The sequence below is a fragment of the Niabella sp. genome (genome assembly GCF_030150205.1).
GTDB lineage: Bacteria > Bacteroidota > Bacteroidia > Chitinophagales > Chitinophagaceae > Niabella.
On sequence record NZ_JASLGT010000004.1, the window covers coordinates 88,884 to 107,792 of the forward strand.

General features: G+C 47.0%; 15 protein-coding genes and 2 pseudogenes. 9 read left to right on the top strand and 8 right to left on the bottom strand.

What is annotated here, in order from left to right; translation table 11 throughout:
• The first annotated feature begins 26 nt into the window (after window positions 1–26).
• Both rpsG and Q1V85_RS02960 read left to right on the top strand, forming a co-directional pair.
• On the top strand, window positions 27–494 hold the full coding sequence (rpsG, locus tag Q1V85_RS02955; RefSeq protein WP_300597295.1) for a 30S ribosomal protein S7: 468 nt from the start codon (window positions 27–29) through the stop codon (window positions 492–494).
• 129 nt (window positions 495–623) lie between these two features.
• Entirely contained in the window at window positions 624–1,133 is a 510-nt protein-coding gene (locus tag Q1V85_RS02960; protein WP_300597298.1) for a DinB family protein, read from the top strand.
• A gap of 6 nt (window positions 1,134–1,139) precedes the next feature.
• Here Q1V85_RS02960 and Q1V85_RS02965 read toward each other — a convergent pair whose 3' ends face one another.
• Window positions 1,140–2,183: a hypothetical protein gene (locus Q1V85_RS02965; protein WP_300597300.1), complete on the bottom strand. Its 1,044-nt coding sequence runs from the start codon at window positions 2,181–2,183 to the stop codon at window positions 1,140–1,142.
• A 289-nt stretch (window positions 2,184–2,472) separates the two neighbouring features.
• Between Q1V85_RS02965 and Q1V85_RS02970 the strand changes: the two genes are divergently transcribed.
• Entirely contained in the window at window positions 2,473–3,909 is a 1,437-nt protein-coding gene (locus Q1V85_RS02970) for an ATP-binding protein (protein ID WP_300597302.1), read from the top strand.
• On the opposite strand, the gene Q1V85_RS02975 is transcribed toward Q1V85_RS02970, so the two are convergent.
• From Q1V85_RS02975 to Q1V85_RS02985, 3 genes are all read right to left on the bottom strand, one after another.
• Window positions 3,910–4,167, bottom strand: coding sequence for an acyl-CoA-binding protein (locus Q1V85_RS02975; protein ID WP_300597304.1), 258 nt, complete (start codon window positions 4,165–4,167; stop codon window positions 3,910–3,912).
• A 232-nt stretch (window positions 4,168–4,399) separates the two neighbouring features.
• Window positions 4,400–6,028: an alkaline phosphatase PafA gene (gene pafA / locus Q1V85_RS02980; RefSeq protein ID WP_300597306.1), complete on the bottom strand. Its 1,629-nt coding sequence runs from the start codon at window positions 6,026–6,028 to the stop codon at window positions 4,400–4,402.
• Window positions 6,029–6,361: 333 nt separating this feature from the next.
• Window positions 6,362–6,853: a redoxin domain-containing protein gene (locus Q1V85_RS02985; protein WP_300597308.1), complete on the bottom strand. Its 492-nt coding sequence runs from the start codon at window positions 6,851–6,853 to the stop codon at window positions 6,362–6,364.
• Window positions 6,854–6,992: 139 nt separating this feature from the next.
• Between Q1V85_RS02985 and Q1V85_RS02990 the strand changes: the two genes are divergently transcribed.
• From Q1V85_RS02990 to Q1V85_RS03000, 3 genes and pseudogenes are all read left to right on the top strand, one after another.
• On the top strand, window positions 6,993–7,355 hold the full coding sequence (locus Q1V85_RS02990; RefSeq protein WP_300597310.1) for a BlaI/MecI/CopY family transcriptional regulator: 363 nt from the start codon (window positions 6,993–6,995) through the stop codon (window positions 7,353–7,355).
• A 551-nt stretch (window positions 7,356–7,906) separates the two neighbouring features.
• A pseudogene (locus Q1V85_RS02995) lies at window positions 7,907–8,329 on the top strand (M56 family metallopeptidase); the annotation flags it as partial.
• Between the two features lie 672 nt (window positions 8,330–9,001).
• Window positions 9,002–9,100, top strand: a pseudogene (locus tag Q1V85_RS03000) (hypothetical protein); the annotation flags it as partial.
• Window positions 9,101–10,062: 962 nt separating this feature from the next.
• On the opposite strand, the gene Q1V85_RS03005 reads toward Q1V85_RS03000, so the two are convergent.
• From Q1V85_RS03005 to Q1V85_RS03020, 4 genes are all read right to left on the bottom strand, one after another.
• Entirely contained in the window at window positions 10,063–10,524 is a 462-nt protein-coding gene (locus tag Q1V85_RS03005) for a GNAT family N-acetyltransferase (RefSeq protein WP_300597312.1), read from the bottom strand.
• Window positions 10,524–11,777 (bottom strand): replication-associated recombination protein A, encoded by a 1,254-nt coding sequence (locus tag Q1V85_RS03010; RefSeq protein WP_300597314.1) that lies wholly within the window; start codon window positions 11,775–11,777, stop codon window positions 10,524–10,526. The genes Q1V85_RS03005 and Q1V85_RS03010 overlap by 1 nt, the downstream gene beginning before the upstream one ends.
• Window positions 11,778–12,001: 224 nt before the next feature.
• Window positions 12,002–13,240, bottom strand: a complete 1,239-nt coding sequence (locus tag Q1V85_RS03015) for a sterol desaturase family protein (RefSeq protein WP_300597316.1) — start codon at window positions 13,238–13,240, stop codon at window positions 12,002–12,004.
• Window positions 13,241–13,342: 102 nt separating this feature from the next.
• On the bottom strand, window positions 13,343–14,824 hold the full coding sequence (locus Q1V85_RS03020; RefSeq protein ID WP_300597318.1) for a hypothetical protein: 1,482 nt from the start codon (window positions 14,822–14,824) through the stop codon (window positions 13,343–13,345).
• 168 nt (window positions 14,825–14,992) lie between these two features.
• Between Q1V85_RS03020 and rbsK the strand changes: the two genes are divergently transcribed.
• The 3 genes from rbsK to Q1V85_RS03035 are packed head-to-tail and all read left to right on the top strand — an operon-like array spanning window position 14,993 to window position 18,873.
• Entirely contained in the window at window positions 14,993–15,940 is a 948-nt protein-coding gene (rbsK, locus tag Q1V85_RS03025) for a ribokinase (protein WP_300597320.1), read from the top strand.
• A gap of 54 nt (window positions 15,941–15,994) precedes the next feature.
• Window positions 15,995–17,839, top strand: a complete 1,845-nt coding sequence (locus Q1V85_RS03030; protein ID WP_300597322.1) for a beta-L-arabinofuranosidase domain-containing protein — start codon at window positions 15,995–15,997, stop codon at window positions 17,837–17,839.
• Between the two features lie 32 nt (window positions 17,840–17,871).
• The gene (locus Q1V85_RS03035) at window positions 17,872–18,873 is read left to right on the top strand and encodes a GRP family sugar transporter (RefSeq protein ID WP_300597324.1); all 1,002 of its coding nucleotides are present in this window, start codon (window positions 17,872–17,874) and stop codon (window positions 18,871–18,873) included.
• The last annotated feature ends 36 nt before the right edge of the window (window positions 18,874–18,909 follow it).

Consider the following 18,909-nt stretch of genomic DNA (forward strand, 5'->3'; position numbering starts at 1 on the left):
TCAGATTTCAGAAAAATTAGAATAAAATGCGTAAAGCACAAGCCAAGAAACTTCCGTTAGCACCGGATCCCAAATTCAACGATAAACTGGTTACCCGTTTTGTGAACAACCTGATGTGGGAGGGTAAAAAAAGTGGAGCATTCACTATTTTTTACGATGCCCTGGATAAAGTGGCAAAACAAACCAGCGAAGATGGTTACGAGGTGTGGAAAAAAGCTTTGGCCAATGTAACGCCTGCTGTTGAAGTACGCAGCCGTCGTATTGGTGGTGCAACCTTCCAGATTCCTTCGGAAGTACGTCCCGACCGTAAAATTTCATTGAGCATTAAATGGTTGATCCGTTACAGCCGTGACCGGAACGGTCGTAGCATGGCAGATAAACTGGCGAATGAGATCGTTGCGGCCAGCAAGGGCGAAGGCGCTGCTTTCAAAAAGAAAGAAGATACCCATCGTATGGCAGAAGCCAACAAGGCATTTGCACACTTCCGGGTATAACTATATACTAAAGATGCTTTAAACAAGAGCCCGTTCCGAAAGGAGCGGGTTTTTTGTTGGCTGAGGGTAAAGGGGTACTTTTATAAGGCAGGGATGTGTATGTTTTTTTACCTTATAAATAACGATCTGTTGGAAACAAAAAAAGAAGTATGGCTGCGGGGAGAACGTGATCCTTTACTGGCGGCCGGGCTGCAGCCGGCAGCAGATGCCTTATTGCAGGCGGGTGAAGAACTGGAGCTATTGCTGGCGGATTTTCCGGATGCCGCGCTGTGGGTGCAACCTGCGGGGGTAGCGGCGGTGGGTTTTCACCTGAAACATATTGCAGGCGTATTGGACCGGCTGCTAAGCTATGCGGAAGAACAACTGCTTACGCCCGTGCAGTTAGCATATCTTAAAAATGAGGCGGTCGATCAGGGTCATACCACACAGGAACTGCTACAGGTTGTACAGGCGGGCATCGGGCAAGCGATCCGCCGGTACCGGAAACTGGATGCCGGATCGTTAGGGGCATTCCGGAAAGTGGGAAGGGCCGGCCTGCCATCTACGGTGATCGGACTTTGTTTTCATGCTGCCGAGCATACCATGCGGCATACCGGGCAACTGCTGGTTACCGTAGCTGTTGTGCGGAAGGGGATTTAACCGGTATCAGTCGGTGATAAAAACACGGTTTGCTGCTGTCCATTGGTCTTGTTGGGTAAGGTTGACCAGGATCCCGTTTTTCCAGAAGCGGGCTGTTTTTATCATCCCGTTGTATTCATAGCCGGTTATAAAGATATCCGGGCCGCTTGCAAAAACGGCGGATGCCCCGGCGTTGGATGTTCCGCTGGTAAGACTGGATGAAACCCCGTTTTTCCAGAGCCGGGCCACTCTTTTTGTTCCGGTCTGCTCTTGTCCCACTGTATAAATGTTTGTATCCTTCACAAAAATGGAGTTGGCTTCTGCGTTGAAAGCACCGTTCGTGAGATTGGATGGTACCCCGTTTTTCCAGAGTTGGGCAATCTGTTTTGTACCGTTGAACGCATAACCAGCAACATAAACCGTGTTGCTGCGTACGACAATACCGGAGGCCCCAGACTCATTAGTACCATCGGAGAGATAGGAGGCTATGCCATTTTTCCACACAGTGGCAACCGGGTGGGGGCCGTTTTGTGTATGCCCCACAATGTATACGTCCTTGCCAGCTACAAACAGGTCTTTTGCCTCCGCATCAGATGCACCATTGGTAAGATTGGTAGCAACGCCGTTTTTCCAGTATTTAGCAATATTCCCGTTCTGGCCGCTTTCATATCCGCAAACGTAAACATTATTGCCCTGTACAAATACGGCCAGTGCACCCGTATTACCGGAAGCTTCTTGCAGGTTGGAGGGGACGCCGTTTTTCCAGAGGCGGGCTAGTTGTTTGGTACCATTGTACTCATTTCCTACAACATATACATCGCTTCCTGATGCAAAAACACCAGTGGCATAGGCATCGGTTGCTCCGTTGGTAAGGTTGGTGGCCACGCCGTTTTTCCAGAGTACGGCTACATCTTTAGAACCGTTGTATACAGATCCTGCGATATATACGTTTTTGGACGGGGGATCCGGCGGGGGAGGTGCTTCCGGTTCTTTTTTTACACAGGCAGTTATTTTAAAAATGAGGCATATGATGAATACCGGTAACAGGTTCCTTCTGAGGCAGCGGTTCATTGCAATTAATTTAAGAAGATAAAATTAATGCCTCCAAATGGTCTGCCAAACCTGAAGTGCAGCAACGGCCGGTTTAGTGTATGAACTGCTGTTAAATGCGATCGAATTGGGTCGTATACCTTCCGGCGTTGTAAACGGGATGCCTTTTTTTTGATAGCAGGATCCGGTGATTTAGAAATTGCCCAGGCATTGATGGGATGTGGACAGAAATGATGATTTATATTTGTCCATAACTGTGTTTGTAAGTATATTTATGGACGATTATAATAAATTAAATTTGTCCACAAATATGTCTGAAGCCATCATCGGCCGGGATGCCGAAAAGAAGATCCTCAAGGAAATGCTGGATTCGAAGGAAGCGGAGCTGATCGCGATCCTGGGGCGCCGCCGTGTAGGCAAAACCTTCCTGGTGCGCGGGTATTACCAGCAACAGCTTGTGTTTGAGTGCACGGGGCTTCATGAAGCGGGGCTGGCCGACCAATTGCTGAATTTCAGCCAGGCCCTTCAGCAGGCGATGCAGTCTGCCATACCACCGGCAACCCCTGATAGCTGGATGCAGGCCTTCACGTTCCTCAGCGATTTTCTGCAAACAAAAATTAACAAGCAACCCGTGGTGGTGCTGTTTGATGAATTTCCATGGATGCATACGCCCAAATCCGGCTTTTTAACGGCTTTCGGGCATTGGTGGAATACCTGGGCATCACGGCAGCCAAAACTGAAAGTGGTTATTTGCGGTTCTGCGGCTTCCTGGATGATTGAAAATGTGCTGCACAACCGGGGTGGCCTTCATAACCGGGTAAGCCAGACGATCCGTTTATTACCCTTTAGCCTGAAAGAATCGGAAGCATATCTTTTAAGTCGCGGCATCCGGTTAGACCGGTACCAGGTGTTGCAGCTATATATGGCAATGGGTGGAATACCCCAGTACCTGAAGCAGGCAAATAAAGGTGAAAGTGCCAACCAGGTGATCGATAAACTTTTTTTTGAAAAGGATGGAATGTTAAAAACGGAATTTAACGTATTGTACCGGTCGTTGTTTGATAATGCCAGTCACCATGAATCCATCGTTCGGCAACTTGCAAAAAAAGCAAGCGGAATGAGCCGGAATGAAGTCATAGCGGCTTGTGGATTTACCACGGGAGGCACAACAACAAGGTTGTTTGAAGAGCTTGAGCAGTCGGGATTTATTACTCAATACATACCATTTGAGAAAACTTCACGCGATGCGGTGTATAAGCTATCCGATGAGTATTCCCTGTTTTACCTGAAATTCGTTGACCGGGCCCGCGCAATGGGCGCCGGCACCTGGCATAAGATTGCTGCGGGATCATCTTACAATAGCTGGAGCGGTTATGCATTCGAGGCCATCTGCCAGAAACATGTGGCGCAAATTAAAGTGGCCCTGGGCATCAGCGGTGTATACACAGAAGCTTCTGGCTGGCGGTATACGCCGAAGCCGGGGGAAGCCGGTGCCCAGATTGATCTGTTGCTGGATCGCCAGGACTATTGTATTAATATGTGTGAAATGAAGTTCGCTGATAAAGCATTCGTCATTGATAAAAAGTACGCTTTGGAACTTGATCGCAAAGTAGCGGTCTTCAGGGAGCGCACACGAACCCGGAAGACGGTTTTTCCTACCATGATTACGACCTATGGTACCAAACAAAATATCTATTACACCGGGCGTATTATATCGGAGGTAACGATGGCGGATCTGTTTATATAACTATCCTTTAAGTTTGCTGACCGCTGCGATGTATTCCTGCATCGCCGTTTCCTTTGATTTTCCTTTTTGTTCCTCCCAGGCATTGTATTTGGCCTTTGCTACAAAGTCGAACGGATTGGAAGGCGCCTCCGTATGAATATCTCCTTCTGTTGCTTGTTTGTAAAGTGAATATAGTTGCAACAGGATTTCATTGGAAGGCTTTTCCGTTAGGGTTTTGCTGTCCGCAACAGCAGCTTCAAATTGTTGAATCAGGTCCATATGCTATTTTTTATATTGCTAAAATACAGTTTGTGAGAGGGTATAGTTCGGGCAGATGGATTTCTTGTCTGGAGTCAAGAGCGTGATGGTGCGAGATGAGGACATCTCGCACAGTGGGTGTGGGTGTGAGACGAGGAGGTCTCACACAGCGTCAGGAGCGCGCTGTAATAGCATAAGAGCCGTTCTCATTTACAGTTGAATGAGAACGGCTCTTATAATCTATGAGGATCTGCTATTGTCCTACTTCAGGGATCACACTCCCGATACATCCGTTCGGGCGCTGAATCTGCAGCAAAGCGGCCAGGGTAGGCGCGATGTCTGTCATATGTACTTCGCGGGTTAATTTCCCGGGTTTAATGCCCCAGCCAAACCATACCAGCGGAATATGTGTGTCGTGCGGGCTCCAGGTGCCGTGTGTGGTTCCGGTGCCGCCGGGCGTGCCGCTAAACCATGCGGGATCTAAAACGATCTGGATGGCCCCGGAGCGTTTGGGATTATACCCGTTGATGATCATCGATTTAATGGGTTCCGGAATGGAAGCGCTGCCGATATTTTCAACATCCGCTACAAACTGTACGCCGTCCTGCTTTTGCAGGAATGCAACCGTTGCTTTTTTAATAGCGGCGTAATCCAGTTTTTTATTTTCGATGGCCTCATAGTTAAAATGTACCTGGTAATTAGCACCGGAGCGAACGAGCTTATCTTCGCCAAATTGTGCTTTCAGTAAGTCGTTCAACGAGCGGATCACCTTGCCGTTCTGGAAAAAGTCGGCCGGCATCTGGTGTTCCTGCATAAATCCGATTGCATGGGCGGCGCCATGATCAGCCGTCAGAAAAACAAGGTAGTTGCCTTTGCCAACTTTTTGGTCAAGGTATTTAAAAAAGGCATCCAGGTCTTTATCTAAACGAAGATAAACGTCCTCTACTTCTATTGAGTTAGGGCCGTATTTATGACCAACATAATCGGTAGAAGCGCAGTTAATGGTAAGGAAATCGGTAAATGTGCCTGTACCTAACTGGTATCCCTCAACAGCTGCTTTGGCAAAGTTCAGGGTGAGTGTGTTACCATAAGGAGAGGTGCGGATCACATCCGGGTCCTGCTTAAAGATGTCTTTAAGATCGTGCGGAAAGCTGGTACTTGTTTCGCCCTTAAATTTCCCTTCCCATTTTACATCATCGGCGGTGCTTTGTGTATAGGTATTGATGGGGTATAAGGTGGTCCATGGTTTTGAAGTGAGGGCCTCGGGTTCTTTTTTTGCATTGAATTGTGAAGCCCAGGTGGGTAATTCCTTCATATACCAGGTGCTGGTTATGAACTGGCGGCTTTCATCATCAAACCAGAAAGCGGCGGTAGGGTTATGCCCCGCGGGCAGGATCGATGCCCTGTCCTTGAGAGAAACGCCTACTACTTTTGAACGGAAATTGGTGGCCAGCCGTAATTCATCGGTAATCGTTGTGGCCAGGTTATTCCGGGGCGACATTCTTCCGGCTTTTGAATTGCTGCCTACCGCCTGCACAGTAGAATCATCCGTACAGTAAACCGATTTTCCGGTCAGTTGATCTACCCAATCGTTACCGGTAATACCATGTATGGCTGGAACCGACCCGGTAAACACCGTGGTATGTCCTACTGCGGTAAAGGATGGAAGGTGACTGATAAATGTATTTTCACAGGTATATCCTTCTTTGAGCATCCGGTTAAATCCTCCGTTACCATAACGGTCGGAATAACGGTAAAGGTAATCCCAGCGCATCTGGTCTACCACTATGCCCACTACCAGCTTTGGACGTTTTACGGCATTTTGTGCCAATCCGGTAATGGCAATGAACAGTGCAATCAGCGAGAGGTGAATTTTTTTCATCTTAATAATCAATTTGGTCAAAAATAGCAAAAGCAGGGAGATAATACACACCGTTTGCATAAAGATTAGGGGTATACCGCTTGTAATAGCAGTTTTACCCCGGAAATGTAGGAGCCATACGATCCGTCCATCCTTTAAAACGTAAGATACGGAAGGGATGGCGTTCTTTTATGGTGCGTGCTGTTGCAACTCTGGCCGGCCTGCCAGGGGTAGATGTGGTACTCCCATACATTCCGGATACGGCCGTTTTGAAGGCATATATAATGAAGAAGCCTGGAGAAAAGCGGAAATGCTCTTCTGCCAGGCTGTTGCTCCAAAAAAACAATTAAAAAACTATTTGCCGAAAATTTTTAAAATCGTTGCAACGGACATGCTTCCTTCAAAACCACTGATCAACTGTTTGTTGCTGTTATAAAAGGCATGAAAGGGCAGGCTGCTGAAACCATAATAGCTGGGGGTTACAAAGGCATTGTCTTTGCCGATAACGATATTGGGATATTTTTGTAACTGATAATGCGCTGCAAAGGCTGCCATATTCTTCAGCGGTAACAATGAAATCATTACGATCTGGATGTCTTTAAACTTATCTATATTTTTTATCAGTTCTTCTGTTTCGTGTTTGCAATGATCACATTCGGGACTGAATGCCATGATCATGACCGGCTTGTTCTTTTGAACCCTGGTTTTTAGTTCCCATCCGGTACTATCGGCAGAAAATAACCTTACGGCCGGAAGGGTTTTGTATTGTTTATAAGGAGGGAGGGCCTGGCTTTGGGCGTTGCTAAAACTCAGGACGGTTACCAGTAATACAAGTAAATACTTCATCTTGTTGATTTTATGAAACTAAATGCTACCAAAGATAACAATAGGATGCGGATTCGGTTGTAAGGGTTGTCTAAAAAAGAGAAAAAAATTTTACGGTATTACGAATTATTCGTAAGTTTACTCGAAAATCGTATAAAAGATGAAAAAATTAACCGCACAGGAAGAGCAGCTGATGATTGCCGTTTGGCAGGTAGGGGAGGGCAATGTAAAAGCATTTATGGAACAGCTGGAGGAGCAGCCGCCATATACTACGGTAGCATCGACCATTAAAAACCTGGAAAAAAAAGGCTATGTAACCAGCAGGCTGTTTGGCAATGTGTATGTATACAAGCCGGCTCTTTCCGAAGATGATTATAAAAAGCGTTTTATGGGAGGTGTGGTAAAGGATTATTTCAGTAATTCCTATAAAGAGCTGGTAAGCTTTTTCGTAGACCAGAAAAAATTATCCGCGCAGGAGTTGAAAGATATTGTGAAGATGATTGAAAGCGGAAAGAAGAAATAGTTGTTGGCTATCTGTGTTCAGAATGGTATGTACTGTTCTGAGTGCATATGCCGGATGCTGAGTTCTGTCTGCGGTTGCATGTTTAAGGCTCAATGTTCCGATTGGATTCCAGGTATATGCTCCTGGTATGCTGACAATCCCCGGGACTTTAAATATTGAATATGAACCCCGGCACTTTTAAACGTTAAATCCGAAACTTTAAACATTTGTGTATGCCTGTCATTATTGATTATATTCTTAAGCTGAGTATCTGCCTGGCCGTTGTATACCTGTTTTATCAACTGTTTTTAAGAAGGCTTACTTTTTATAACTGGAACCGCTGGTACCTGCTGGGGTATGGTGTATTGAGTTTTATGATCCCGCTGATCGATATCATGCCGGAATTGCAGAAAAAAGAACTCGATCGCAATACGTTGGTGCAGATGATACCGGTATTGGGCTTTTCACCGGAGACGCAGACAACCTCTTTGCTGGAGTCCCTGTCTACCTGGGATTGGATCCTGATTGTGGGAGGAATTGGATCCCTGGTGTTGCTGTTCCGTTTTGGGATCATGTATCTATCCTTTTTGCGGATCAAAAAACGGTCGCAGCTGATATCGGATGACCGTACACGGATTTACCAGCTGGATGAGGATGTGCGTCCTTTTTCCTTCGGGAATGCCATTTTTGTAAACACAGAGCTGCACAGCGGCGAGGAGCTGGAAGAGATCATCCGTCATGAATTTGTGCATGTGCGGCAAAAGCACACCATTGATATCATCTGGAGTGAGCTCTTATGTATCCTGCTTTGGTTTAATCCCTTTGTATGGCTGTTGCGTAAAAGCATGAAGCAGAACCTGGAGTTTCTTGCCGATAAACAGGTGCTGCAAAATGGGATGGATAAGAAAGAGTATCAATACCTGTTGCTAAAGGTGATGGGGAATAAGCAGTTTGCTTTTGCCAATCATTTTAATTTTTCTTCATTGAAAAACAGGATTGCAATGATGAACAGCATCAGATCTGCAAAGGTACACCTGACTAAATTTTTGTTTTTGCTGCCGGTGGTAGCGGTATTGCTGCTCGCGTTCCGGAAGGAAGTGATACAACTGGAGAAAGAACGCAACCTTCCGGAGGCGTATGCAAACCAAAATACTCCGGATGATATTTTTCAAAAAGCCAAAAAAATGGCCGGTAACTCTCACAAGCCGGTGTGGTTCATAGACGGCGAAGCCGTAGTGCTTGGAGCAGGGGCGGTCGCCTCCCTCGACCGGAATGATGTGAGCGGGCCGGATGATTTTAAAATATGGGTAAATAATAAGATCCTGACCATGGGTGAAGCGAACAAAGTGATCGACCGGTTTCAGATCCTGTCCGTTGGAGCTTCACCAAGAACGGCATCGCTTGAAAACTTTGGGGTACGGTCAAATTTGCTGTTGTTGGCGACTAACAAAAAAATGGAGCACCTGATGCAATTGAAAATGGCGGGAAAGATGAAGGATACCGTCCCTCAAAAATATATCGTGCTAAAATCTGTGGCGGATTCCGCGATTCATAAAAATGATGATTTTCTTGGCCAGTTCAGAGATCCCAAAACAGGACTGCCTCCTTTGCTGGTGATTGACGGTACGGTGCAATCTGGTTTTGAAAAGAACCCGGTAGGTGCGGAGGACATAGCATCGGTTTCTGTTTTGAAAGATGCATCTGCCAGGGCATTGTACGGCTCGAAGGGACAAAATGGAGTGGTGCTCATTACTACAAAAAAGGGTACAACCATTACCGGTGATTCTTCCGGGTATCGCCTGCAACTGCACGGCGACGCGCAACCTTCATCAACTCTTAATTTGAAAGGGAAAACAAGCGGTGTACAAATCATTGCAGGAGGCAATGTGAAAGGCATTCATACAGCCGATGGAACCGGTGTAATACGTTCGAAAACGGCAACGGTTGCTGTGGGCGAAAAATTTGAAGGAGTGTATGTAGTAGATGGGAACGTACAGGAAGTAAGACAGATAAGGGATCTTCCCGTTGAGCAAATTCAAACGATCAATGTATTTAAGGGCGATAAAGTAAAAGAAGCCACATATGGAGAAAAAGCCCGGAACGGAGTAATTGAGATTCATATGAAAGAATCCGGAAATAAGGAAACACCCAAACCTGCAACGGAGCTGAAGGAGGTGGTTGTAGTGGGCTATGGTGTACGGCAGGCAGGGGCCGCTCCTGCTAACGCTTCTTCTGTAAGTCCTGTAATAATGGTAAAGGGAAGGCCACTAAGGCAGGAAGCTGAAGCAATTCAGGCAGTGACCGTACAACCCTTAGCTGCTTCCGAAGAACCGGCAGCAAAAAATAAAGTTACACTTAACGGTACTGTTACCTATGCCTATACGGCAAAAGCGGAAGCTACAAAAGCAGCCAAACACACGATTGTTTTTCGTTCTGGCGAAAGTAAAGCAGCTGTTGCAAAAAAGATTGCTGCTGCTGTTAAAGACACTTCCCGGATTTATGATCTTCCTGATTTACCAGAGTAAGCGATAGCGGATATATTGAAATGTCAGAGCGGTTGCCGCCATCCTGAAAGAATGTTATGAGGGTATAGCTGCTACGCGCAATCATTGAAGGAGGAATGGATGCAGGGCGTTAGCTTAATACAGAAATGCCAACTGATGACGATTGTTTTAAGCGTAGGGTTGATCGAAAGACATTGCCGGCTCCCGGACTGGTATATGCCCCGTTACCCTTTTTTTACCATTTCAATATGCGGAATTCCATCCTCATCATAAGGATTGCCAACGGGTTCAAACCCCAGGGAGGCATAAAAGTTTTTCAGGTATAATTGTGCGCTGATGCGAATGCTTTTTTGTTCAAACTGCTCCTGGCAGGCGTCTATACTGCGTTTCATCAGTTCCCTTCCCAACCCGTAAGCGCGGTGCGATGGTGCAATCACTACCCGCCCGATAGATGGCTCTTTATACGAAATGCCGGCAGGAAGCAACCGGGTATAAGCGATCACCTGTCCGTTATCGGTGCCGGTTAAATGCAGCGCCTTAAAATCCTTTCCGTCCAGGTCCTGGTAAATACTGGTTTGTTCTACCACAAAAACAGCGGCCCGCAATTGCAGGATGGCATATAATTCCGTTGCTGACAGCTGGTCAAAAGATCGGCATGCCCATTCAATAACCGGTTGTTGCTGCATTAATACTTATATTTATCTTTCCACAATTTTTTTAAATGTCCTCTGAGCTCATTTTCCCGCTGATTGTTGCCCGGTTCATAAAACGCGGCACCTGTAATGCCATCCGGCAGGTATTCCTGTTCACTAAAGTTATTCTCAAAACTATGTGAATATTGATAGTCTTTTCCATAGTTAAGATTTTTCATCAGTTTGGTGGGCGCATTGCGTATGTGCAGGGGAACCGGCAGATCGCCTGTTTTGCGAACAGTGGCCAGTGCCGCATCAATGGCCAGGTAAGCGCTGTTACTCTTGGGGGAAGAGGCCAGATAAATGGCACATTGCGACAGGATGATCCGCGCTTCGGGATTCCCGATTTTATTAACGGCTTCAAATGTGGCATTGGCCAGTAACAGGGCATTGGCATTGGCCATGCCAATATCTTCGCTGGCGGAAATGACCATGCGGCGGGCAATGAATTTGATATCTTCCCCTCCTTCAAGCATGCGTGCCAGCCAGTATACAGCGCCGTTGGGATCACTGCCCCGGATGGATTTGATGAATGCTGAAATGATATCATAATGCTGGTCGCCCGATTTATCGTATATGGCCACTTTCTTTTGAGCGATGCGCATCACCGCGCCATCGGTTATGACCGCAGGTGTATCCAATGCGTCGCACACAATTTCAAAAAGATTTAAAAGCTTCCGGGCATCGCCGCCGGAGATCCGGATCAGGGCGCCGGTTTCTTTTAGCTGTACCTGCTTGCTGTGGATCTGTGCATCCTGCTCCATGGCCAGGTGCAGCAGTTTTACCAGGTCCTTTTCTTCCAGTGCTTTTAATACATATACCTGGCAGCGGCTGAGCAGGGCGCTGTTTACTTCAAATGACGGGTTTTCGGTTGTAGCGCCAATGAGGGTAATGATGCCTTTTTCAACGGCGCCGAGTAAGGCATCCTGCTGACTTTTGTTAAAACGGTGGATCTCGTCAATAAACAAAATAGCGCCCCGCGCGGCGGTTGCTGTTGCAATGGCGTCCCGGATGTCTTTTACGCCGGCTGAAATGGCGCTCAATGACAAGAATGGCCGGTTTACCGTATTGGCAATAATGGTAGCAATGGTCGTTTTTCCCACGCCGGGCGGGCCCCAAAGGATCATGCTGGGGATATTTCCGGTAGCGATAGACTTTTGAAGAATGCTGCCATTGCCGGTGAGATGTTCCTGCCCGACCAGGTCTTCCAAACGATGCGGCCGTAGCCGTTCTGCCAGTGGAGTCATAATCGATCTGATTAAAGCATTCAAAGGTAATACTAATTAATTTAGTAGAAAAACGGGATCCTGTATTCTGTGTAAGATGTTTCAAAGATCCGGGTAGAGCGGGTGGTGCTGGTCTGCTATGCGCTCCTGGTTCTTAATGTATTGTTGCAGGCCGGTAAAGCCCGGATGTTGTGATGCATCATCTATAAGGGTGGATATAAATCTTTGAGGGGGGGATAAAAAAGTCAGCTTTTTTTTGTGAGGCGTACGGTTGCTGCAAATGAAAGCAACAGGTAACCCGCTATAAAGATCCGGCCGGCCGGAAAATAGGTGCTGAGCATAAACCAATCGCCGTAATAATAGAGGATCCCGATACCACAGCATCCCTTCAGGGCTTCCCAAACCCATGCCCGGGGGCTTCCATCCATTAACTCTGCCAACGCATACACAAAAAGGAAGATAAACAACCCATAATAAAAAATACCGGGAGACCCGATAGCGGCAATATTGCCAAACAGAAAACAGATGAAAAATAACAGGGCGGTCAGTTGCACCCAAAGCCAGGCGATTGCGCCGGTGGAGAGCGAAGGGTTGTATTTTTCAAAATGATAGACGTCTTCAATTTTATAAACGGGATATTTTTCCTGAACGTCGGCAGGCCGCCACCCCGTGGGCATCAGCCAGATGCGCAACCGGTCGCGCCAGCTTCGTGTGCGCCAGGCGTCTTTTATTAAAAGTGCTGCATGCTGAAAATTTATTTTTACCGGGTTCCAGGTTTGTACCGGACGTGTGATGCCATATACCGGCGGAACATCCGGCAGCTCTTCCTGGTAAGTGCCAAATAGTTTGTCCCAGAAGATAAAGATCTGCGAATAATTCTTATCTAAGTATTCGGGATTGATCGCATGATGTACCCGGTGCAGGGAAGGGGTTACAATCAGTTTTTCAAATACCCCCATCTTTTTAATAAACGAGGTATGATACCAGAATTGTGCAAAGAGGTGCAGCGGGGCTACTACGGCAATCACTTTTTCCGGTACACCCAGCAACGCGGCGGGCAGCAAAAAGATGACAAAAATATTTGTAAAGCCGGAAATGCTTTGCCGCAGGGCGCAGGCCAGGTTAAATTCTTCGCTGCTGTGATGCACCAGGTGACCATTCCAGAAAAAATTATATTCATGTTGAATGCGGTGTATACAATACCCGGAAAAATCGAGTACGATAAAGGCAATCAGGTAGGTAAGCCAGGTGGCCTCAATATGCATCAATGCAAAATGGTGCACCAGCCAGGAATAAGAGTAGATAACGATACTAAGCCCCAGCACATCTTTGGTAATATTGGTAACGCCGCTCAACAGGCTGCTGATGATATCGTTGGTACGCATCGCCTTGCGTTCCCTACGATAAGCGTACGCCATTTCCAGTAATACCAGTAACAGAAATGCAGGGATTGCGATCAGTAATATCTTTCCGTAAGTTTCCATATAACACCCCGTGCGGCTTTACCAAATGTACCAAAAAAACCGGGTGTTTTGAACAGGGGCAGGTTACGTATGCTGGCAGCTGCTCTTGTTTCTATAAGTGTCCTACGGGAATTTTCCGGCTCCCCATTCTATAAAATCAAAATAGTGCAGCAACTCCGTTTCCCCGGAGGCCTTTCCGGCGGCGTCCCGGAGCGGCTGCAACTGGTTCCAGAGCTGTTGATTTTTATACCGTGGATTGCGGAAAGGAGCAAGCACCACAATCCTGAAGATATATTTTTCAAGAGGGTACAGGGCGTTTTTTCCTTTAAAGAACCGCTTATAAGAACGGATCTCGTATTCCAGGTATTCCAGGTCTTTGAGCTCATAATGTAAAACGATATTCAGGAGCCGGCAAACCCGGTAATAGGGTAACGCATAGTTCTGTGTTTTCTTTAAAAGCACTTCGTTTAAAAATTTTACCGCCTTCTTAAAATTACGCATATGAAAATAAGCCAGGGATGCATAAAAGATCAGCTCTGCCTGTTTCTTTTCATGCACCAGCGAAAAGTTCCGGAAGCTGGAAACGGGGGTGATGCGGATCTGATCCACCGCTTTTTCCCATTGCCCCAGGTACGCGTACTGGCTAAGCTCATATAACAGTGCTGTTTTCTTTACGAGGAACCTGAAGTAATCCGGGTAATGGTCCTGGTTTAGCTGGTGCAGCTTGTCAATAAAATAAGGCATTTCGTCATAGTGCCGGATCATTTTCAAACTGTCGAGGATGCCGTCCAGTGTACTGTAATAATCGATTGGCGGATTAGGGCGCAGTGGTGCATTCTTTTCAAAAAGCGTATTCAACACATAAAATGTCTTCAATGCAGATTGATAATCGCCGATACGGGTAAAATAAAAAGACTGGAAGAGCAGATGGAGTTTACGGGATTCCAGGTGGTGTTTTGTTTTGTTGTTTACGATGGCCAGCTCGCTAAGCACAAGGTCGTCCAGTACCATTTTCTTTTCGGCCTTTCCTTTTTGCAACTGGTTGCCCAGCCGGTGTTTCAGTATTTCATACAGTGAATGATGCTCCTGCTCGTTCCGCAGATCTTTCAACAGATCCCGGGCGTCCTGTTGTTCGGCAATCAATGTTTTTTCATTGATGCCTTCAAAATTGATTTCGGAAAAATAATTGAGCTGTGTCCTTTTCAGGAGATACCGGAGCGGAAGTTTTTGAATCTTTTCGGCGATGGGCAGCAAGGTCCGGATCTCTGCAAAGGACTGTTCTAAGAGATTTCGTTGCCGGAACAGATCGGCCTTCATTATGCCATACATCAATTTAAACCCGTCATCGGCCTTTATTTTATTTTGGATCAACACATCCGTCACCGACTGAAATAAATAGCTGGCTGTGCTTTCTGCAGAGGAGGCCGGGCAGCGTTTCTGGAACTGCTGTTTTAAATACTTCCAGTCTGTTTTATCCGACCGGTCAATCAGGTCAAAAAGAATTACATATGCTTTTTCCTGCTGCTGTTTTTTAGCGCCCATTTTAAATTGCCGCTTTTCCGCGGCAGAAAGGGATTGGATCAAACGCACTAATGTATCCGTCATAAATATGTGTTTTTTATTCTTTTTATTTTATAAATATATAATAACCAGTTGATTGAATCATGGTTTGTTTATTTTTTGTTAGTTATGAATATTTATTTTTAAGAAACAAGGTTTTAAGAAAGCAGGGACGGTGTATTATTTTCGAAAACTGAAACACGATTGTATACCATGCAGAAAAAACAACAGAACAATGTTCCCAGGATAGCTGTGGTTGGCAGTACCAATATGGATATGGTGGTAAATGCGGAACGCATTCCTGTACCAGGCGAAACGATCCTGGCACATAATTTTTTTATGAACCCGGGAGGCAAGGGCGCCAACCAAGCAGTAACGGTGGCCCGTTTAGGAGGAGACACCCTGTTTATCTCCAAAGTGGGCAATGATGTATTTGGCCGGCAATCTTCACAGCTGTTTCATGAGGAAGGTATTGATACGCGCTTTATGCTGTCGGATGATATCCTGCCTTCGGGCGTGGCTTTGATCACCGTAGATCAAAAAGGAGAGAACAGCATTGTTGTAAGTCAGGGCGCCAACAACGCATTGCTTCCGGAAGATTTTACGGGAGAGGTGCTGAAGGAGCTGGAAAAATGTAAGATGGTGCTGATGCAGTTTGAAACCCCTATGGAAACCATCCTGCATGTGGCACAGTATGCGGCATCAAGAAATATAAAAGTGGTCATCAATCCTGCCCCCGTGCAGGCGATTCCACCGCAGTTACTGGAATATACACATATCATCACACCCAATGAAACCGAAGCGGAATTGCTCACCGGCATACCGATTAAAAACCTGGAGACCGCAAAAAAAGCGGCGAAGGCTATCCGTGCAATGGGTGCTTCCATTGTGATTATAACACTGGGCGCACAGGGAGCCCTGGTTTGTGAGGAGGAAGGGATGACCCTGGTACCCTCCGAAACGGTTCAGGCGGTAGATACCACCGCCGCCGGGGATGTGTTTAACGGCGCACTGGTTGTAGGCCTTTCCAATGGTATGGAATTGGCGGAGGCTACACGGTTCGCCTGCAGGGCTGCTGCCATTTCGGTAACCCGCGAAGGTGCACAATCATCCATACCTTATTACAACGAAGTGATTGCACATTTTATCGGGAAGGATTAACCATTCCCGGATCATATAGAACCCATTATTCAAGACTATTAAAATATAACGATCATGCTGATTCAAAAACTCCTTGCTGCATTCTTATTTACAGGAACGGTGCTTTCACCGGTTCAGGCACAGCAGGCATCGCTGCCGGTTTATAAAACAGATTATACCGTGCCGGCTGCTTATGCTGTTCAGCTGCCGGAAAACGACCGGCTGACCGGTTACCTGGGAATGCGTTATGATTATAACCTCAATAACCGGTTGCTGAAAATCGACGAAAAGGGCATCCTGGAAGGGTTTCAGTCCCGGCCGGGCAAACAACGCTGGGTAGGGGAGCATGTAGGAAAATATCTGGAAACCGCCGCCAATACCTGGATGATCACGCGGAACGCAGCGCTGAAAACCCAGATGGACCGTATTTTTAATGAGCTGATCAAAACCCAGCTGCCGGATGGTTACCTGGGTACCTATCTGCCCGATAGTTACTGGACCTCCTGGGATGTATGGGTGCATAAATACGACCTGCTGGGACTGCTGGCCTATTACAGGGTAACAGGAGATCACCGGGCACTGGATGCAGCTGTAAAGGTGGGCAACCTGCTGGTTAAAAATTTTGGTGACGCTGCCGGACAAAAGGATATCATTAAAGCCGGATCGCATGTGGGCATGGCCGCCACTTCTGTAATTGACCCCATGGCGGATCTGTATATGTGGACGGGTGACCAGCGGTACCTTGATTTTTGCCGGTATATCATCAAATCGTACGAACATGAAGGTGGTCCTTCCATTGTTAAAACCTTATTGCGGGAAAAACAGGTAGACAAGGTAGCAAATGGCAAGGCCTATGAGATGATGTCGAACCTGGTAGGTATAGCTAAACTATACCGCCTTACGGGGGAAGATCAATACCTGAAAGCCGTGCAGTATGCGGTTGATGATATTACCGCCAAACGCCTTTTTATTACCGGAAGCACCAGCGATCATGAACACTTTAAGCCGGATTATGTGTTGCAGGCAGACACCGCCGCACATATGGGCGAGGGCTGTGTAACCACTACCTGGATCCAGCTGAATATGCAGTTGTTTGCCATCAGCGGGGACCTGAAATATTATAATGAAATTGAAAAAGCGGTGTACAACCATTTACTGGGTGCTGAAAATCCGGAAACCGGCTGTGTGAGCTATTATACACCACTGATTGGTGTAAAACCCTATCGTTGTCATATTACCTGCTGTTTGTCCAGCGTTCCCCGGGGTATTGCGCTGATTCCTTACCTCAACTATGGAAAACTCAATAGCCGCCCTACCGTACTGATGTATGAAGCGGCGGATATCAGGGACCAGATTCAAACGGCCGGCGGCCAAACGCTTCCCCTTACCATGCAGATCCGGTCTGAGTTTCCTGCAGCGGGAAAGGCCGCCATCCAGGTGCAGCTTCCCTCCGCGGCCCGCTTTGCATTGCAGCTGCGGGTGCCGGTTTGGGCAACAAAGTTTAAGGCAACGGTTGGCGGAAAAACATATACCGGCAATGCCAATGAACTTATCCGGATCGACCGTAACTGGAGCCGGGAAAATACGATTGCGGTATCATTTGAAATTCCTGTAAGTGTATTGCCAGGCGGTCAGAGCTATCCCAATTTTATAGCCGTGAAAAGAGGCCCGCAGGTATTGTCTGTTGACCAGTCCCTGAATCCCTCTTTTGATATTACAAAACTAACCTTCCAAATGCCGTCTGTGCTGCAGCTTACCAATGCTGCTGCAAAGCTTCCGGCACAGTGGATCGGCAAGCAGGCGTATATCGCTCAACTGAAGACCGCAGCAAACAAAACACAGCCGGTGGTGCTGGTGCCATATGCGGAGGCCAGTCAAACCGGTGGCGATGCCAGTGTTTGGATACCAGCGTCGAAATAAAATAGCTTTTCTAACGATCAAAAAATTGCCTTATGTACATTGTAGATAATTACTCACTGGCCGTGTTCTTTTGTGTGATCACGATGTTTTGCTGGGGTTCCTGGGCCAACACACAAAAACTGGCAGCTAAAACCTGGCGGTATGAATTTTTCTATTGGGATTATGTGATCGGGGTGCTGCTGTTTTCATTGCTATCGGCTTTTACGCTGGGCAGTTATGGAGCGCAGGGGCGTGGTTTCCTGGAAGACCTGGCACAGGCCGATACAAAAAATTTGCTGAGTGCCTTCATGGGCGGTGTGGTCTTTAATGCAGCCAATATCCTGTTATCGGCGGCCATTGCATTATGCGGTATGTCGGTAGCGTTCCCGGTGGGGATCGGTATAGCCCTGGTGCTGGGTGTGATCGTTAATTATTTTGGTGCAGCCAAGGGCGATTCCACGTTTATCTGGCTGGGGATCGGGCTCATCATGGTGGCCATTTTGTTTAATGCAATGGCCTACCGGAAAGCACAGGTTGGTGCGCGGAAGGCTTCGGCCAGGGGAATTGTGTTATCCATCGTTGCGGGTTTTATCATGGCCTTTTTCTATCGCTTTGTAGCGGCATCGATGGATCTTTCCAATTTTGAAAATCCGGCGGCCGGAAAGATGACGTCTTATACGGCCGTGGTGATCTTTGCGGTGGGGATCTTTATCAGTAATTTTCTTTTTAACACCATTGCTATGAAAAAGCCCGTGGAAGGAGCGCCACTTTCTATTTCCGGGTATTTTAAAGGAAGTTTTAAAACCCACCTGGTAGGCGTATTGGGCGGAATGATCTGGTGTGTAGGCCAGTCCTTCAGTCTCATTGCCTCCGGCAAGGCAGGTGCGGCTATTTCCTATGGTCTGGGCCAGGGTGCTACGTTGGTGTCTGCACTTTGGGGCATCCTGATCTGGAAAGAATTTAAACAGGCACCGCCTGCAGCAAACCGGCTCAACCTGGGTATGTTTATTTTATTCATACTGGGACTTACGGCGCTGATTTACGCGGGCGCCTAAAGGCTGGGTCTGATTGCTTTTATTTTTCCATTTTTT

Excerpts from the sequence above, each read along its gene's own strand:
- rpsG (WP_300597295.1), top strand. The coding sequence starts at position 27 with ATGCGTAAAGCACAAGCCAAGAAACTTCCGTTAGCACCGGATCCCAAA.
- Q1V85_RS02965 (WP_300597300.1), bottom strand. The coding sequence starts at position 2,183 with ATGAACCGCTGCCTCAGAAGGAACCTGTTACCGGTATTCATCATATGC.
- Q1V85_RS02970 (WP_300597302.1), top strand. The coding sequence starts at position 2,473 with ATGTCTGAAGCCATCATCGGCCGGGATGCCGAAAAGAAGATCCTCAAG.
- Q1V85_RS02975 (WP_300597304.1), bottom strand. The coding sequence starts at position 4,167 with ATGGACCTGATTCAACAATTTGAAGCTGCTGTTGCGGACAGCAAAACC.
- pafA (WP_300597306.1), bottom strand. The coding sequence starts at position 6,028 with ATGAAAAAAATTCACCTCTCGCTGATTGCACTGTTCATTGCCATTACC.
- Q1V85_RS02985 (WP_300597308.1), bottom strand. The coding sequence starts at position 6,853 with ATGAAGTATTTACTTGTATTACTGGTAACCGTCCTGAGTTTTAGCAAC.
- Q1V85_RS02990 (WP_300597310.1), top strand. The coding sequence starts at position 6,993 with ATGAAAAAATTAACCGCACAGGAAGAGCAGCTGATGATTGCCGTTTGG.
- Q1V85_RS03005 (WP_300597312.1), bottom strand. The coding sequence starts at position 10,524 with ATGCAGCAACAACCGGTTATTGAATGGGCATGCCGATCTTTTGACCAG.
- Q1V85_RS03010 (WP_300597314.1), bottom strand. The coding sequence starts at position 11,777 with ATGACTCCACTGGCAGAACGGCTACGGCCGCATCGTTTGGAAGACCTG.
- Q1V85_RS03015 (WP_300597316.1), bottom strand. The coding sequence starts at position 13,240 with ATGGAAACTTACGGAAAGATATTACTGATCGCAATCCCTGCATTTCTG.
- Q1V85_RS03020 (WP_300597318.1), bottom strand. The coding sequence starts at position 14,824 with ATGACGGATACATTAGTGCGTTTGATCCAATCCCTTTCTGCCGCGGAA.
- rbsK (WP_300597320.1), top strand. The coding sequence starts at position 14,993 with ATGCAGAAAAAACAACAGAACAATGTTCCCAGGATAGCTGTGGTTGGC.
- Q1V85_RS03030 (WP_300597322.1), top strand. The coding sequence starts at position 15,995 with ATGCTGATTCAAAAACTCCTTGCTGCATTCTTATTTACAGGAACGGTG.
- Q1V85_RS03035 (WP_300597324.1), top strand. The coding sequence starts at position 17,872 with ATGTACATTGTAGATAATTACTCACTGGCCGTGTTCTTTTGTGTGATC.